Below are 17,160 nucleotides of genomic sequence, written 5' to 3'. Positions count from 1 at the left end.
TGTTGAAGACCCTGTTGAAGACCCTGTTGAAGACCCTGTTGACGGCCAGCATCCAGTTCTTCCTGAAGACGGGAAGTGTATAAAGGTGATAATCTCATAATTAACTCTCTGTCCTCCTGTTCAAGCTCTTGATCGTTAGTTAAAGAAGTTCTCAAGTTTAATAATAATTCTAGAGCATTTACCCGAAAAGGATGATCCTCTGGTAACGATTCTAGCTCATCGATCGCCCTTGCTTGTACTTTTCCCCGGCCTAAAATTCTTAACCAGAGAGTTGCTTCTGTTGGGGGTAATTGATGGATAACGGTGATTGCCGTGCGTAAAGAGGGAGCTAAAAAATAGATACCTTTCCCCCAATTCTCCTCATCTAATTTAGCTCCGAATCCTCCTAACAGTTGCGAGGAAGCGGTGGGAGTCAAAATCCAGAGACGGGGGATTTCTGCCTCGTTAACATTCGTTTTCTGACGATTTGCTTGACGATTAATTTCTCCTTCCACTTCCAACAGTTTTAACAGACAAGTCCTAATTTCTGTAGCAGTGACAGGATTGCGAAAGGGTTCAAATAAACAGGGATTAATCGCCATTTTTCCCAGTAATCCTAGCAGTTCTCTCGGATTATTATCGAGCATCTGGGGTGAAAACCAGACATCGATTTCTCGTACTTCTCCTCGTACAACCCGTGCCGATTTTACTTCTCCCAGAGAAGATAATAATTCTTCGAGATAATCTTTGGCAAACTGGTCATGAATAAATCTAGTCATAGGTTTATCTAACATGATTTAATAACTTATCTCGTAATTGCTTAATCCGATCACGATATTTAGCTGCTGACTCGAATTCTAGATTTTTCGCCGCTTCTTTCATTTGCGCTTCTAGTTGTTGAATTAACTCGGGAATTTGTTCCAAAGAAAGCTCTTCTATATTCTCACAAACCTGATCTAATTGTTGGGAATTTAGACGACGGGAAATATCCAGAAAAGCTAAAATTGAATTACTCGACCTTTTAACAATCGGTTGCGGAATAATCCCATGTTTCTGGTTATATTCCTCTTGAATAGCGCGCCGTCTCTTAGTTTCTTCGATCGCATTAATCATACTATCCGTGAGATTATCTCCGTAAAGAATTGCCTGACCGCGAATATGACGAGCGGCCCTGCCGATAGTTTGAATTAAAGAGCGGGTAGCCCTTAAAAATCCTTCCTTATCTGCGTCTAAAATCGCCACTAAAGACACTTCCGGCAGGTCTAACCCCTCGCGAAGCAAATTCACCCCGATCAGCACGTCAAAGACCCCTTCTCGCAGGTCTTGAATAATTTCAATCCGTTGAATTGATTGAATTTCCGAATGTAGATATCTAACTTTAATTCCCCTTTCTTGCAAGTATTCGGTTAAATCTTCGGCCATGCGTTTAGTTAAAGTGGTAATCAAAACCCGTTCATTTAACCGCACTCGATCTTTAATTTCCCCTAATAAATCATCCACTTGTCCCTCGGTTGGTCGCACAAAAATCTCCGGATCTAAAACTCCCGTCGGTCGGATAATTTGCTCAACAATGCGATTTTCTGACTGTTCTAATTCCCAATCTCCTGGAGTGGCCGAAACAAAAATACATTGATTAACTTTCTGCCAAAATTCTTCCGACTTCAAAGGACGATTATCCGCAGCACTGGGTAAACGAAACCCGTGATCGATCAAAACTTTTTTTCGTGATTGATCGCCATTATACATCCCGCGAATCTGCGGCACACTAACATGAGACTCATCCACAACTAATAACCAATCTTGAGGAAAATAATCCACCAAACATTCCGGCGGTTCCCCCGCTAACCTACCCGCTAAATGCCGCGAATAATTTTCCACGCCATTACAATAACCCACTTCCTGCAACATTTCTAAATCATAACGAGTCCGCTGATCCAAACGTTGCGCTTCCAGTAATTTGCCCGCTTTTTCTAACTCCAATAAACGGTTATCTAACTCGGTTTTAATATCCCGACAGGCCACCTCTAAACGTTCCTCTGGGGTAACAAAGTGACGGGCCGGATAAATACTAATTCGCTCTAATTTTTGCAAAACTTCCCCCGTCAGGGGATCGAGATAACGAATACTTTCAATCTCATCGCCAAAAAAATCAATTTTAATAACCCGATCCTCGTAAGCGGGAACAATTTCCAAAATATCGCCCTTCAGACGAAAACGACCGCGAGTTAACTCCAAATCATTGCGATTGTACTGCACTGACACCAAGGCCCGTAATAATTGCCTTTGGTCGAACTCTTGACCAACTGTTAAGGAAATCGCCGCTTTTAGGTATTCCGCTGGCATTCCCAAACCATAAATACAACTAATCGAAGCGACGACGATCACATCCCTGCGTTCAAACAGCGAGCGCGTGGCTGAATGGCGCAGCATATCGATCTCATCATTAATCGAAGAACTCTTTTCGATGTAGGTATCGCTGACGGGAATATAAGCCTCCGGTTGATAGTAGTCGTAATAGCTGATAAAGTATTCCACGGCGTTATTGGGGAAAAATTGCCGCAATTCGTTGCATAATTGGGCGGCCAGGGTCTTATTATGGGCTAGGACAAGGGTAGGCCTGCCAATTTTCTCGATCACAGCGGCAATGGTGAAGGTTTTGCCGGTGCCAGTTGCCCCCAAGAGGGTTTGGAAACGATGCTGGTTTTGCAGGGAATCTACTAATTTATCGATCGCTGCCGGTTGATCCCCGGTGGGTTGAAAGGGTGCTTGTAGTTGAAAAGCGGTCATTAGCGGCTAGGTGTAGAGAACAGGCAAAATAAATTATCAATCAAATTACCAACACTGATAGGGTTTTGGGGAAAGAAAGATGTATCTTAATATTAGAGAGGATTTTAAAAAAAGATTAAAAGTCTTCGAGAATACCCTAAACTTAAATCTTATCGTTTCCCCGAAGCTATTAACGGAAAGGAGTATCAGGTTATGACGGTGGAAAATCTAGAAACGAACGGGACTCAAACCCCAGCAACCACAGAAGAAAAGACCAGCAGCTCACGCGGTAAAGCTACTACAGCTAAAACCGCCAAGGATAAAGAAGTGGTCGCCCTTTCGGTGAAAAACAACGCTGAATCGGCTTCCAACGCCTTAAAATTCTATCAACCTGAACATCGCTTACCCGAAAATCGTCCTGTTGGTACTAGCCATCTTCACTTCACGGAAGATGAAATGTTACCCGGGGGCCGTCCCGTGGAAGTTAGCCATCTGAAAGTGGTTAGTACCTATTCTTCCGTCGGGAGCGCTCGTCCAGTGGTCTCCAGTGGTATGGAAGTTAGCAGCACTCTGGCGATCTCTGGCAATCGTCCGATCGCTCTTAGTCATCTGCACATTAGCGAAACCTATACAGTCATGGGTAATCGTCCCGTTGCTTCCAATGAAATCGATGATCCCGAAACTTTAATGGGATTTTTGGATTAATTGTTTTGTTGATCAAGATGGATTTTTTCCCTGTCCCGGACAGGGAATTTATTTTTTCTAGCCCACCATTTTTAATCCCGATGCTGTTTAAGCAAAAATTTTTCTTAATTGTCTCGTTTCTAATAGTGGTTTTTTGCGGTTTCGGATTATTAAATCTTACCTACGATGCTTCAGTTTTAGCACCGCAGCAATATTATCAGATTCGATCGCTTCATAGTCGCGATGGTATCGGTAAATTTTATCTAGGACGGGAAATCGCTAAAGTCATGGGACACCAAGAAATGTTATGGTTAGAACGTCCTAGTCGCCGTTTCACAGAAAAACCCGATGATCTGATCACCGCACTACATTTAAAACCCACAGACCTGGTGGCAGATATCGGCGCGGGGACAGGTTATTTTAGTTTTCCTATGGCGAATTTAGTCGCACAAGTTTTCGCCGTCGATGTGCAACCGGAAATGTTAGGGGCAATTGATTTTTTAGCCGAGGAAAACCAAGTTAAGAATGTCACCACAATTCTCGGGACAGAAACCGATCCCAAATTGCCTATAAATGCGATCGATTTAGCTTTAATGGTCGATGCTTATCACGAGTTTTCCTGTCCCCGCGAGATGATGGAGAATCTGGTCAAATCCTTAAAACCCGATGGTAGGGTGGTATTAGTAGAATACCGTCGTGAAAATCCCCTGATTCCCATCAAGGCCCTTCATAAAATGACCCGCAGACAGGTAGAAAAAGAAATGGCCGCTATCGGTTTAGTGCCAGAAGAAATCATCGAGACTTTGCCCCAACAACATTTAATGATTTTCCAAAAGGCTGGTTCTTCGGGTTAATTTTATCGGTAAGCTTGGGTATCATAAGATTATCTAGGCAAAGAGGTAGATAAACATGGATATCGACGATCGAGTAGATTCTCTCTATAAACTAGCCAGAAATTATCCAGATAATCGGGAGTTACAAGAAGCTGTTGCTGTAATTAAGTCCCTGCGAAGCTCTCAAGGACAATATAAACGATGGAATCAGCAATATCGAGATGATAACAGTCATTTAAAAGACCAAATTGTTGAAATATCTGCCACTAATATTGAACTGCAAAAAGAATTAGATTCTTTAACTTCAGAAATGCGGAATTTAACTGAAGAAAAAGCCAAAATTACGGCGGAGCGAGAGAAAGTTATTGCTGAATTAAAGCAGATTGAAATGGAAGTAAAAGTGGCGGCCCATAATGTCCGTAGTACCAAGTCTGTATATGGAAAGCTAACTATTTTATGGACTTTAGTGAAATCTCTATTTCTCGATGATAACTGGGAAGATTTTGGTTCGATAGATAATAACTTGCCCTCCGATCCTGACCGGCCACAAATGGGGAGTGGTCAGTCAAATATCAACAAATCTTTGCTAGATAAATAAATCAGTTAGGGAGTAAAATCAATCATGTCTAGAATCAGTAAATTAATTGCTAACCTAGAAGATTTGCACCAGCAGGATCTAAAAAATGCCGCCCAAGTTTACGGAATTACGGCCACTTTGACTCTCCGCTTGCAAGAAGTTTTAAATAGTTTAAGCGATCATGATTTGAATATTGCCCATAAGTCTTTGCCCGAAGGAAATTTAACTAAAGATGATATTATCTCCCTTTACGGTAACTATAATAATGCCTATAAAGCCTATAAAGAAGCCTACAATATTAAATGCTCAAAGGGATGGGAGGCATTTTTGCAAGCGATTCATGGTTTAAAACCTCCCGGTCTTTCTCTTAGTTTAGAGCAGCGCGTCGAACAGTTAGAGAAAACGGTAAAAACCTTAGTGGAAATTCTCCTCGATAAAACTTAAATCCAACCGAACTTAATCCGCGGAATTTTCTTTCTGGATTAACACCTCGCCGGCGATTAAACGTTGGGCTGCCGACAGTAAAACATCCTCAATCCAGGGCTTGACAAAATAACCTTTTGCCCCTTGAGCGGCGGCGAGATGCTGCATTTTTGGCGCCCCGCACGAGGTAATCATCGCCACCGGTATTCCCTGAAGTTGTTCATCCTCTTGCAGACGAGAGCGTAATTCTAACCCGTTCAGGCGAGGCATTTCGATATCGCAGAGAAACTGTCAATAATCGTTGTCTCGGGGGATCAAGACGGGTTAGGAGTCGCTTTAATACTATTAGCTAGTAACACTTCCCCCGCAATCATTCTTTCAGCTGCCGAGAGCAAATCTCTTTCCGTGTAGGGCTTGGTAAAATAACCACTAGCCCCTAATGTCGCCGCCACCTGACGATGACGTTCCGCTCCTCGGGAAGTCAATAAAGCGACGGGAATCGAGGCTAATTGGGGGTCTTTTTGCAAATTATAGAGTAATTCTAGGCCATTCATGCGGGGCATCTCGATATCGCAGAAAACGATATCACAGGGCAAACCGCCGCGTAATTTTTCCCAAGCTTCTTGACCATCCCGGGCCTGTTCCACACGATAACCGGCTTTACTAAAGCTTAAAGAGAGCAATTCCCGGACAGTAATCGAATCATCGACAATCAGAACCATAGCCCCCGATTTTTGCCTAGTTTTCACCGCTACGGGGGGGAGAGGTTGGCGCCAAGGACCACCGTTATCGGTACGCAGACGACCCCTGGCGATGTCGATTAACTCCAACACATCGCCGATCGGCATCACCGTACCATCGCCCAAAACCGTCGCCCCAGCAATCCCAGCCGTTTTCGGAATCGGTCCTTCGATCTGTTTGATGACGATTTCCAGTTCACCGATCACTTGATCCACCTGTACCGCGAGGAGATTATTACCACCGCGCAGGATCACGATCGAAAAAGAGTCTTCCTCCTGTTTGCCAGTGTAAAAACTACCGCGACTTAGTTGCCGATTGTAGGAAAGCAATTCGCTTAAGGGTTGGAAGGGTAGTAAAGTATTTTGCCAGAAAACGCAGCGACGTCCCTCCCGATCGATTTGTATCTCCGTGGCCCGGAAATCCTTCATATCTTCCACTCCGTCCATGGAGAAACCGATGCGCGCATGATTACTAACACAACACAGGGCCTTACAGATACTCAGGGTTAGGGGTAAACGGAGGGTAAAAGTGCTTCCTTTGTCCAGTAGCGAGTCAATAGTCACGGTCCCGCGCACATCGATTAAACTGGTACGCACCACATCTAAACCCACCCCACGACCGGCAAAATCATCGGCCTGATCTTTGGTACTAAAACCGGGGTGAAAGAGCAGTTCATAGACTTCTTGGGGACTGAGGTGTTCCGCTTCCCGATCGCTGATCAGGCCTTTTTCGATCGCCTTAAGTTTAACCAGATTAGCATCAATACCAGCCCCATCATCGCTAACGGTGATCACGGTTTGATTGCCCTGTAGGAATGCCCGGACGGAGATGGTACCGAGGGCCGGTTTCCCTTTGGCCATGCGTTCTTGGGGTGATTCAATACCGTGGGTGATCGCATTGTTGACCAGATGGGTCATGGGACTATTGAGATGTTCGAGGATCATCTTATCGATGAGCACATCACCCCCTTCCACTTTTAATTTGGCTTGTTTATCCAGTTTCAGGGAAATATCGCGAATTGCCCGGGGTAGGCGATCGGCGGTTTGACTAAAGGGAACCATGCGCGATTTGGTCATCCCTTCCTGTAGTTGGGTGGTGGCCTGTCGCAGACTGCGCGTCACCTGATCGGTTTCATCGACGACAAATTGAATATCAGAGGCCGATTCTCGCACTCGCACGATCAATTCGATCATCTCTTGGGATAATAAATGGAAATCGGTAAAACGGTCGATCTCTAGGGCATCTAGTTGGCCTGTCATAGCCGAACTGCCCTGATTTTCTCCCTTAACTCTACCGTAACCGATGGTATCGCCGGCATTGCGACTGGCCAGTAACGCCCCTTCTAGGAGGGTTCTTTCATAGAGATCCTGCATCCGACTGCCCACATCGCTGAGATTTTGGACTTGGTTGAGCAAATTATCTAAAAAGAGACGCAGGCGATCCTGTTCCTCTTCCAGGCGATTGCGTTTAACCACCAGTTCCCCGATCAGATTGCTGAGGTTATCCAACTGTTTGATCGGCACCCGCATGGTCTGTTCAAAAGCTTTGCTGGCAAGGGGACGCAGGTTATTTGATCCGACCAGTGAACCGAAACTGGCGGCCGGATTTGCTGCCATCACCTGATTGGTTTCTTCGAGGAGTTTTTCTAAATCCTTGAATTCATCCTCTAGGAGGCTTTCTGGGGCAATTTCCAGTGATTCTAACCCTGTCAGAGGTTCCACCGCCGCCACCGGGTCCACTGCTGGGGATTCCCAGAGAAGGACCTCTAGGGATTCAAAGATGTCTGGTAGTGGCGGTTGCGCCGGTGGCGTGGGTTTTTCCAGAAAAGCTTCTAAGTCTTCGAGGCTGTCGTAAAAATTAGGGTGGCTGATGGCTATAATTGCTTCTGAGTCTGGAACTGCTGCATCTTCTAGCAGCAGAGATGCGAGATCATCCCCATCTTCCAGTTCCGCCTTGGCAGCTGGCTCACGGGTAGAATAAAGATTATTAGTCGGGGCATCTTTCCAATTGATGCTATCGCCAAACAGTTCCTCTAATTCCCTTTCCGAGGTCAAGGAAGACGGGGTTTGGCTAAGAGAGTCCCCAGATCTGGCTGCTGGAGAGGGACTCTGCTCCAATAAAAAGCTGAGTTCGTCTAGAGCCTCATTACCGTCGGCGTCTTTGTCTTCTAAACTCTCTAACAACTGTTCGCTATCTTCGTTAAAGAGATGATCCGAGTCGGGTTTCATCATGATTTGCTTCCTGCCAAGTCTTCCTTTTTGGTTAACCAATACGGTCTCTCTAGCTTCAGATTACCCAGAATTTTACTCGATAACTCTATCCTTTAGCAATTTTTTTATGGCTAATCAAACTCTTGGACTCGATCAACAATTTTACTCCTATTATCAATCTATCTGTCTGCGAGAATCTCCGATTTTAGCTCAATTACGTCAAGAAACTGCCTCTCAACCCCTGGCAGTCATGCAGATTGCCCCCGAACAAGGTCAGTTTATGGCTTTTTTGGTACAGGCGATCGGGGCGAAAAAAGCCCTAGAAATAGGGGTTTTTACTGGTTATAGTTCTCTAGTGGTGGCCTTAGCTTTACCCCCAGAAGGCAAGCTGATCGCCTGTGATCTTAGCGAAGAATATACCAGTATAGCCCGCCGTTATTGGCAGCAGGCCGGTGTCGCCGCTAAAATCGATTTAAGAATTGCTCCGGCCCTGGAGACTTTAGATCAATTAATCGCCGGGGGAGAAGGTAATAGTTTTGATTTTGTCTTTATCGATGCCGATAAAAGTAATTATGATCCCTACTACGAACGGGCTTTACAATTGGTTAGAAGCGGCGGAATTATCGCTATCGATAATGTTTTTTGGTCGGGACGGGTAGCGGCGGCCGATAGCACCGATAATCGCACCAAAATTATCCGTTCACTTAATGCCAAAATTCAGCAGGATGAACGGGTCAATATCAGTATTATTCCTATTGGTGATGGGTTGACCCTGGCCATGAAAAAGTGAAGAAGTTGGCGAGATTAGAAAAGCTTTTGCTCTTGCGGAAACCACCCAGGACAACGCTACATCCTTTAAGCTCCTTAACGACAGCACTAAGTTATCAGTTCAACGGAGAGGGTGGGATTTGAACCCACGTTAGGTGTTACCCTAAAGCAGATTTCGAGTCTGCCGCATTCAACCACTCTGCCACCTCTCCACAGGGTTTGAGTCTGGATTATCATTTTAACAGATTACTTCCCCTAGTATTGATTTTTTTTGATAGACCTCTTGCATAATCTATTTTTGAGGGTTTAAAAACGTCAAAAATAAGGATTAAGTGGCATAAAATATCTAAATAGACCATTTAATCGATTATTATTCATTATTGATTCTCCTGACTACTGACGACCGACTCCTCAGCAACCATAACAATTTTTGATTTTTACCGGAGGTCTGATGAATCAAGCTCCTTTTCTTCCAGTTAACCATCCCCAGCCTAACTTTCTCCACTGGTTAGGGAGTCTCTGGAAATTTTCCCGTCCCCATACGATTATCGGCACTTCTTTAAGTGTTTTAAGTCTGTATTTAATTGCTTTAGGCAATATTAGCGATTTTTTTAGCCATTGGTCGGTTTTATTGCTCACTTGGACTGCTTGTCTTGCGGGTAATGTCTATATCGTCGGTTTAAATCAGTTGGAAGACATCGACATCGATAAAATCAATAAACCCCATCTTCCCCTCGCCAAGGGCGAATTTTCTCGGTTGACAGGCGGATTAATCGTGGGTTTTAGCGGTATTTTAGCAATTATACTGGCTTTTATCGGTGGTTTTTGGCTGTTAATCACCGTGGGGATTAGTTTACTCATCGGTACTGCCTATTCCTTGCCACCAGTGCGTTTAAAACGCTTTCCCCTCTGGTCCGCCTTCTGTATTTTTACCGTCCGGGGTGTCATCGTCAATTTAGGTCTTTTTCGCCACTACAACACAGTTATCAATCAAAATCAGTCTATCTATCCCTCGGTCTGGGTTTTAACAGCTTTTGTTCTTGTTTTCACCGTTGCGATCGCTATTTTCAAGGATGTTCCTGACCTAGAAGGCGATCGCATTTACCAAATTACCACTTTTACCCTGCTTCTCGGTCCTCAAAAAATCTTAACAATTTCCCTCTTGACAATTTCCCTATGTTATGCGGGGATGATTGCAGTCGGTCTCTTGGGGATAAACGGAATTAATTCTTCTCTGGCCATTGTCGCCCATCTGCTCCTACTTGTTCTTCTTTGGTGGCGTAGTCGCGGAGTAAATTTAGAAGATAAAAGCGAAATCAGCCAATTCTACCAATTTATTTGGAAATTATTCTTCCTAGAATACCTGATATTTCCCCTCGCTTGTTTAATATGAAAATATCTCCTTTTTTAGCGGCCATTCCCTTACTTTTGCTAGGTGGTACAAGCGCACCTAGTCAAGAAACCATCGATCCGCAATTATTAACCGGCAACCTTCGTTTAACCCTGAAAAATGGTGTTTGGAAACTGTGGCAAGATCAACCCGTTTATCAAAATCTTACCCTAGATTTAAGCTGTGATCACGCTGTTTGTCAGCCGTCGGTGTGGGGATACGCGCTCAAATTCAATAAAGAAGTGGATCACCAAGGTACGGTAAAAGCGATTAAATTAGACAATGCTTGGCGATTACAGGTGAAAATGAACATTCAAACTCACCCTTGGCAAGGGGAAGTCAGGGAAGCTATCTATAATATCGAAATTGTCCCCTACCAAGACCAACTTATCGGCAGTTATCAAGGCACTTTAGGGGGAATAAGACTACAAAACCAAGTTAATGGCACAATTTCCCCTTTTTGGCCTAATCCTGTTCCTAATCACCAACCCCTACAACCGCGAGAACATCCCCGTTTAATCTTTCGCAAGTCAGAATTAACTAATCTCAGAGAAAAAGCGAAAACTCCCATCGGTCAAACTATTATCGCCCAATTAAACAACAGTTTACAAGAAAAAATTTATTACGATGGTTATGTGCCTAATGGGGGTTATCATGCCACAGGTCATTGTTTTTTAGCAATTTTAAATCAAGATAGAAAATCAGCAGAAATCGCCTGGGAAATTATCGAAAAAACCCGTAAAAATCGGGGAAGGAGAATCTTAGAACAAGCGCCAATTGTTGCTGGAGTCGCTCTCGCCTACGATCTTTGTTATGATCTTTGGGGAGAAAAGCGCCAACAGGAAATCACTCGCTGGTTATTCAGTGAAAGTAAAAAACTTCTCAGTGGTTTACCCAAAGATGGATGGAATGGAAACGCAGTTAGTAACTGGAATGCGCGGGCCAGAGGTGCGGCAGGATTAGCTAGTTTAGCGATTCTCAAAGAAGATGTACCACCCGATTCTCTCTATTCTCCCTCGGCACAGGTGGAAATGGCCAAACGTCACATCGAACGCTATTTTACCACAGCGATCGGCGATCGAGGATTTGGCACAGAAGGAGATTTATACACCACCGAACCCATGGTTCTCACTGTTTTTCCTTTTCTGCAAGGCTATCGAAATAGTCTCGGATTAGACTTAGTAACTGGTTCCTCGGCAGCCCAATTAATCCCCCATTATTTAACCAGAATTGTCCCTAAAAATGGTCAATTATTGATTCCTGCTTATGGCAGACATCAGATGTTTGTAGGGGTATCTTTATTAACTATCGGATTGGGAATTACCGATAAATCATGGCTACCAGCAATAAAATGGCGATTACAAGGTCAAGAAAAACAACTTTTTCACCCTCATTATCCCCATATTGCCCCTTTTCTTCTCGCTGGTTATCCATCTAATCTTACTTCCGAAAATCCCGAGCGCCAACTTTCCAGGGTTTTAGTTGATCAACAAAAGGGATTTTATGCTTTTCGTAATCGCTGGCAAAATGAAGAGGATTTTGTCGCTAGTATCTATCTCAAACAGCAACCTTTTGTGGGGGGATGGTCTTTTCCCGATGTCGCTAGTGTGAGAATTTGGGGATTAGGAGGACATTGGGCGAGTTTTGAGGGGTCAAAAGGCGACTGGAACTCGGAAAATACAGTTATTTTCCCGAAAACACCGCCTTGGCGACAGGCAAAACCGATATCTTTTCAATCTAGTCCCGATGGTTCGGGAGTAATTAGGTTAAAAACTGATAAAATCAGGGTTAAAGGGGCTGAACCACCCGCAGGAGTCGCTCTAGTTCGCTCTTTCGCCGTCGATTACAGTCTGTCCTCCGGTTCCCCCGGATTATTCGTCTTGATGGATAAATTATTAGGTAAAGTCGATCAACCAGAATTTATTAATAAAACTTGGGTGATGAATACCCAGGGAAATGTCATTCTAGGAAAAAATAGTTTTACTATCACTCAAAATGGGGCAAATATGCGGGGAACTTTTATCACTCCCGTGACTTTAAAAGTCGAGAAAACTAATACAGGTGAGCGCATTTTAGCCACGGGTAGCGAGGAGTTTTTTCTGGTGATGACCGTACAGAAAAGTCGTCCCCCAGCAGTTAAAATTATCGGTAAGGGATTAGATTCTATCGTACAAATTGGCTCCCAGGAAATCTCAATTATCGACGGTGCAGTTAGATTAAAAGAGATCAAGTTTCAAGAGCCATAAAAATTGGCAATTGAACCCAAAAAGTCAACAGTTGTCAAGGATAATTGTAAAGATGATGACTATTTTAGCAATTATTGATGATATAATTGAGACGGCTGACTAAAATAGCCCCTAAATTTAGAACTATCTAGAATTGCATCTATAATTTCTGGCTAACTAAACTATGACTAAATATTATCAAATCACCGTTCACAATCGTCAGACCGGCGAAAAAATTACCACCACCGTTCCCGAGGATAACTATATACTGCAAAGTCTGGAAAAACAGGGTCATCAATTACCCTTTTCCTGTCGTAATGGAGCTTGTACCAGCTGCGCGGTCAGGGTATTATCGGGAGATATCCACCAACCAGAAGCGATCGGACTATCACCAGAATTAAAAGCCAGAGGTTATGCTTTACTTTGTGTCAGTTATGCTCGTGGCGATATGGAAGTAGCCACCCAAGACGAAGATGAAGTCTATGAATTGCAATTCGGTCGCTTTTTTGCCCGTGGAAAAGTGCGTTTTGGTTTACCCTTAGATGAAGAATAGATTAGGGATTAATCGTGCCAGATACCAGCAGCCAATTAGAAAAATACCTAGACATTGCCAGCGAAGCCGCCCTAGCGGCGGGAACAATTATCCTCGATAATTGGGGTAAAATTGAGAAAATAGAAGAAAAAGGACGATCGGGCGATTTAGTGACGGAAATAGATCGTCGAGCAGAAACAGAAATTCTCAAAATTATTGGCCGTCACTTTCCCAAACACGGGATTTTAGCGGAAGAATCGGGAAAACTGCCAGGGACGGATAGCGAGTATCTCTGGGCGATCGATCCTCTCGATGGAACCACCAACTATGCCCACGGTTATCCCGTATCCGTCGTCTCCATCGGACTACTGATCGCAGGGATAGCAGCAGTGGGAGTCATCTATAACCCCTTTAGAAAGGAACTATTTCGGGCTGCCAGGGGTTTGGGGGCAACCCTGAACCGTCGTCCCATCCATGTCTCCCGGACGAGTGAACTAGAAAAAAGTTTACTGGTGACGGGTTTTGCCTATGATCGCTGTCAAACCTCCGATAATAATTATGCCGAATTCTGTTATCTGACCCATCTGACCCAAGGAGTACGCCGCAGCGGTTCTGCTGCCAAAGACTTAACCGATGTGGCCTGTGGGCGCTTAGATGGTTATTGGGAACGAGGGATTAATCCCTGGGATCTGGCTGCGGGAATTATTCTGATCGAAGAAGCTGGCGGTAAAATTAGCGCCTACGATGAGAGTCCTTTTCTGATGGAAACGGGGCGAATTCTGGCCACTAACGGACACATTCACACCCCCTTAAGCCAGGCTCTGCAAAAAGCTGCCTCTTGGAGTTTTCAGTTTTAATGGGATTATCATTTTAGAGTAGGGTCTGCTGTATGCCTTTTCCAATTTCCCAGGGATTATTTCAATTTGATTTAATCGATCACTTCGCTGTTTTAGGAGTCTCGATCGATGCCGAACATGAGGCGATTCGCGAGCGTTACTTAAAAATCGCCTATAAACTTCACCCCGATACCTGTCGCCTTTACACCCCCGCCGAAAGGGAACAGGCTCATCAGTTACTCGCCAAATTAGTTAACCCCGCCTACGAACATCTGGGCCGCGACCTATCTCGGGAAGAATTACGCCTTGTTTTAACACAAATTGGCAAGGCAATGGCGAGGGATTCGGGTAAAATCACCATCAATAGCGAACCAGCTAGAAAACTAGCCCAGTCCACCGCTAACTATGAATTAGCCTATCAAAAAATCCTGCAATCTTTGGCGATCGATCAATATACCGCCCTGGAAAATACCTATCAGAAAATCGCCCAACTCAGTGAACTCAATCTGGTTTATCTGATGTTAACCGAAGGTCAGGGCAACAAGAAAACTACCCCGAAAGTCTTTATCTCCCAAGGCAATCCTCGCCAGTCCGAGTTAGTGGTCGCGGCTACCACCACGGCAGCCCCAGCTAAAGCCAAGGAATCGCCCTTAGAAGCCTATATTCGCCGCGCCCAAGCCTCTCTTGACCAAAATAACCCCGCCCAAGCTTTGCGAGAATTGCGCGATGCCCTACGGGAAGAACCAGATAATAGCATCTGTCACGCCCTGCTCGGTTTAGCCTACCTGCGACAAAATCAACTCTCCATGGCCCGGGTTCATATCAATCGCGCCTGGCAAGTCAGCCCCAAAGATGCGACGGTGATTAGGTGCAAACGGGAACTGGATAAAGTAGTTAATCTTAATACTGAAATGGAAGACCAGAAGGGACAAAAAAAGGAAGGGAATCCTAAGAGCGGTTTTTGGTCCCTATTTGGTGGTAAAAAGAATAACTAGCTCAAACCATAACGGTATAAGCCTGATACCAAATCGTCATTTTAACCCGCCTGTTACCCCACGCAGGTAACAGGAGAAAAGAAACGATCAGCCCGAGACTCAAGCTCAAACTAGACAGACAAAACAGCTTACCCTGATCAGTAAGTGGGTGGGTGGAATTAAATATAAGATGAACGTAGGTTGGGTTGAAGCATGAAACCCAACGCCCGCATAGTTTACGCTACCGCTAACCCATCCTACAAATAATTGTGCCTCCCTACTTAATAATAATTAAGCTTTTTGCTTAAGTTGACACCAATGACCGCCGGCGCCCAAAATGTCATTTATCTTCTGTCAAGGTGGGTTAGGTAAAATGAGAAAAAAGTTCTGAAACCCTTATATAGAGAATGGTTAAGCCGTTGTCTTTTCGCTGTTTACTGTTTGCTGTTTACTAATCACAGGAAAAAAGCTCCCCACTCGGCTCTTCTATGTCTGTTTTGTTACTTTTTTCTTTTCTCTTGGGATAAGATTGTGATCGATCGAGTTTAGGGAATTTTTATGACCACGGAAAGTTTAGCGACTTCAGAAGCAATAGAGTCAATGACCGATGAATTTCTGGCTAGTACGAGCAGTCACCAAGAAATGATTGAAATGGTTATTTCTACTCTGCAGCAGAATGATACTGCTATGGTACAACATACAGAAAAAGGTTATCTTTGGAAGTTTCAGTATGGTAGCGTTGAGGTATTTGTACAGTTAACTGGGGAAAGCGATGATGATTTTCTAACGGTGTGGTCTTCTGTCCTCAAATTACCCGTTAAGGATGAATTGGGATTAACTCGCAAGTTATTAGCGATGAATTGTGCCGAAACCTTTGAATCTCATTTTGCCATTATGAATGATCAGGTGGTGGTGATTTCTCAGCGTACGGTGGCCGATTTGTCTCCCGGGGAGATTTCGCGAGCAATTACTCTCGTGGCGACGGTAGCAGATAATAATGATGAAATGTTACGAGAATCCTTTGGTGGCAGCTAAAATTTGGCGTTATATCCCTCCAATTATCTCATCGGCAGAGAAACAAATGGCGATCGATTCTTGGTTACTAGAGCAACACCGTTGTGGTGATCATCCCCCGACTCTGCGTTTTTATCAATGGTCGCCCCCGGCTATTTCCTTGGGCTATCATCAACGGCAATATCCCGATTTTTGGCGTGATTTGACTTGGCAAGGTCAAAAAATCTCCCTAGTTCGTCGTCCTACCGGTGGACGGGCTGTACTACATCAGGGGGATTTGACTTATATGGTGATAAATTCGGGGATGAAGGGGAATATTAGGAAAGTTTACTGTCAAATCTGTCGATTTTTAATCACAGGCTGGCAAAATCTCGGTCTAGAATTGTCCTACGGTGCTGCCGGCCGGGGATATATCCATTCTGCTAACTGTTTCGGTACGGCTACTGGTGCGGATTTAGTCGATAATTGGGGAAATAAATTTATTGGGAGCGCGCAACTGCAACGGGGTTCCTCGGTTCTCCAACATGGTTCGATGGTGCTAGAGCAGGATAATTCGCTGTTTGAGCAAGTTTTCGCCAGTGCTGCCCCTCAAAAGCTCAATTTAGCCCCAGATTTGACCCTACAGACAATTATCGCTACCCTGAAAACCGCCGCCGAGAAATGCTTTGATTGTCAATTGCTAGAGCAACCCCTAGAGGATTGGGAATGGCGATCAATTAAAAAAATGAATATAAATACTCATTGACAAAAAAGTTTTTGTGTGCGTAAAAAATCAATTATGAGTTAAGTTGTATAGATTTGTAATTTTTTGCTAATAATAGTTAAAGGTAGATAGAGGCCGCAAGGAACCAAAGTCTTATCGAACTCGAAATTATTGTCTAGCTTGTGCTAGTTTAAGAAACGTTAATCTTTTACAGTTTGTGAGGATTAACGAGCGATCGCAGCTAGTTTAGTTAAGCTAATCCAGTCAATCGATCGCGCCATCTTATAAGACAATGGGAGTAATCCCAGACTCAAAAAAGTTAAGAAATCTTGCCCGTGATTTCAGTTAAGCAAGAGGAAAAATACCCATGACCATTGCTGTCGGACGCGCCCCAGAAAGAGGGCTGTTTGATGCTCTCGATGACTGGCTCAAAAGAGACCGTTTCGTCTTCATCGGTTGGTCTGGTTTACTACTCTTCCCCTGCGCCTTCATGGCCCTAGGTGGA

General features: G+C 44.2%; 16 protein-coding genes, 1 tRNA gene and 1 pseudogene. 13 read left to right on the top strand and 5 right to left on the bottom strand.

What is annotated here, in order from left to right:
• Positions 1-758, bottom strand: a 758-nt coding sequence (locus IM509_RS13250) for a flagellar assembly protein H (RefSeq protein WP_185237363.1), incomplete at its 3' end; no start/stop codon positions are given.
• Between the two features lie 4 nt (positions 759-762).
• Positions 763-2,766, bottom strand: coding sequence for an excinuclease ABC subunit UvrB (uvrB, locus tag IM509_RS13245; RefSeq protein WP_052277006.1), 2,004 nt, complete (start codon positions 2,764-2,766; stop codon positions 763-765).
• A 192-nt stretch (positions 2,767-2,958) separates the two neighbouring features.
• Between uvrB and IM509_RS13240 the strand changes: the two genes are divergently transcribed.
• From IM509_RS13240 to IM509_RS13225, 4 genes are all read left to right on the top strand, one after another.
• A complete protein-coding gene (locus IM509_RS13240; protein ID WP_072923590.1) occupies positions 2,959-3,450 on the top strand; it encodes a hypothetical protein in 492 nt (163 codons plus the stop codon).
• Positions 3,451-3,530: 80 nt separating this feature from the next.
• Positions 3,531-4,283 carry a class I SAM-dependent methyltransferase gene (locus IM509_RS13235; RefSeq protein ID WP_185237357.1) on the top strand — a complete coding sequence of 251 codons (753 nt, stop codon included), beginning with the start codon at positions 3,531-3,533 and terminating at the stop codon, positions 4,281-4,283.
• A gap of 55 nt (positions 4,284-4,338) precedes the next feature.
• Positions 4,339-4,860 carry a hypothetical protein gene (locus tag IM509_RS13230; RefSeq protein ID WP_185237358.1) on the top strand — a complete coding sequence of 174 codons (522 nt, stop codon included), beginning with the start codon at positions 4,339-4,341 and terminating at the stop codon, positions 4,858-4,860.
• Positions 4,861-4,884: 24 nt separating this feature from the next.
• On the top strand, positions 4,885-5,283 hold the full coding sequence (locus IM509_RS13225; RefSeq protein ID WP_185237359.1) for a hypothetical protein: 399 nt from the start codon (positions 4,885-4,887) through the stop codon (positions 5,281-5,283).
• A 12-nt stretch (positions 5,284-5,295) separates the two neighbouring features.
• Here IM509_RS13225 and IM509_RS24355 read toward each other — a convergent pair whose 3' ends face one another.
• A complete protein-coding gene (locus tag IM509_RS24355) occupies positions 5,296-5,532 on the bottom strand; it encodes a response regulator (protein WP_472650194.1) in 237 nt (78 codons plus the stop codon).
• 44 nt (positions 5,533-5,576) lie between these two features.
• Entirely contained in the window at positions 5,577-8,234 is a 2,658-nt protein-coding gene (locus IM509_RS13220; protein WP_472650195.1) for a hybrid sensor histidine kinase/response regulator, read from the bottom strand.
• Positions 8,235-8,340: 106 nt separating this feature from the next.
• Between IM509_RS13220 and IM509_RS13215 the strand changes: the two genes are divergently transcribed.
• Positions 8,341-9,003, top strand: a complete 663-nt coding sequence (locus IM509_RS13215) for a class I SAM-dependent methyltransferase (RefSeq protein ID WP_002788937.1) — start codon at positions 8,341-8,343, stop codon at positions 9,001-9,003.
• A gap of 103 nt (positions 9,004-9,106) precedes the next feature.
• Here the strand turns inward: IM509_RS13215 and IM509_RS13210 are convergent.
• Positions 9,107-9,193, bottom strand: a tRNA-Ser gene (locus IM509_RS13210).
• A gap of 239 nt (positions 9,194-9,432) precedes the next feature.
• Between IM509_RS13210 and IM509_RS13205 the strand changes: the two genes are divergently transcribed.
• The 8 genes and pseudogenes from IM509_RS13205 to IM509_RS13170 all read left to right on the top strand — a co-directional run.
• Positions 9,433-10,374: a homogentisate phytyltransferase gene (locus IM509_RS13205; RefSeq protein WP_002788939.1), complete on the top strand. Its 942-nt coding sequence runs from the start codon at positions 9,433-9,435 to the stop codon at positions 10,372-10,374.
• A complete protein-coding gene (locus IM509_RS13200; RefSeq protein WP_185237360.1) occupies positions 10,371-12,617 on the top strand; it encodes a hypothetical protein in 2,247 nt (748 codons plus the stop codon). Before IM509_RS13205 ends, IM509_RS13200 begins: the two co-directional genes overlap by 4 nt.
• A 163-nt stretch (positions 12,618-12,780) precedes the next feature.
• Positions 12,781-13,149: a 2Fe-2S iron-sulfur cluster-binding protein gene (locus IM509_RS13195; RefSeq protein ID WP_052277010.1), complete on the top strand. Its 369-nt coding sequence runs from the start codon at positions 12,781-12,783 to the stop codon at positions 13,147-13,149.
• Between the two features lie 14 nt (positions 13,150-13,163).
• Positions 13,164-13,985 (top strand): inositol monophosphatase family protein, encoded by an 822-nt coding sequence (locus IM509_RS13190; protein WP_052277011.1) that lies wholly within the window; start codon positions 13,164-13,166, stop codon positions 13,983-13,985.
• A 32-nt stretch (positions 13,986-14,017) separates the two neighbouring features.
• Complete coding sequence (locus IM509_RS13185) at positions 14,018-14,959, top strand: J domain-containing protein (RefSeq protein ID WP_052277012.1); 942 nt, start codon at positions 14,018-14,020, stop codon at positions 14,957-14,959.
• Positions 14,960-15,496: 537 nt separating this feature from the next.
• The gene (locus IM509_RS13180) at positions 15,497-15,973 is read left to right on the top strand and encodes a YbjN domain-containing protein (RefSeq protein WP_185237362.1); all 477 of its coding nucleotides are present in this window, start codon (positions 15,497-15,499) and stop codon (positions 15,971-15,973) included.
• Positions 15,936-16,697: a lipoate--protein ligase family protein gene (locus IM509_RS13175; RefSeq protein ID WP_052277013.1), complete on the top strand. Its 762-nt coding sequence runs from the start codon at positions 15,936-15,938 to the stop codon at positions 16,695-16,697. Before IM509_RS13180 ends, IM509_RS13175 begins: the two co-directional genes overlap by 38 nt.
• Positions 16,698-17,022: 325 nt before the next feature.
• Positions 17,023-17,160: pseudogene (locus IM509_RS13170) on the top strand (photosystem II D2 protein (photosystem q(a) protein)); the annotation flags it as partial.

This window comes from Microcystis sp. M31BS1, assembly GCF_020245285.1.
In the GTDB taxonomy this organism is placed as follows: Bacteria; Cyanobacteriota; Cyanobacteriia; order Cyanobacteriales; family Microcystaceae; genus Microcystis; species Microcystis panniformis.
This window is presented reverse-complemented; position numbering and strand designations above follow the sequence as displayed.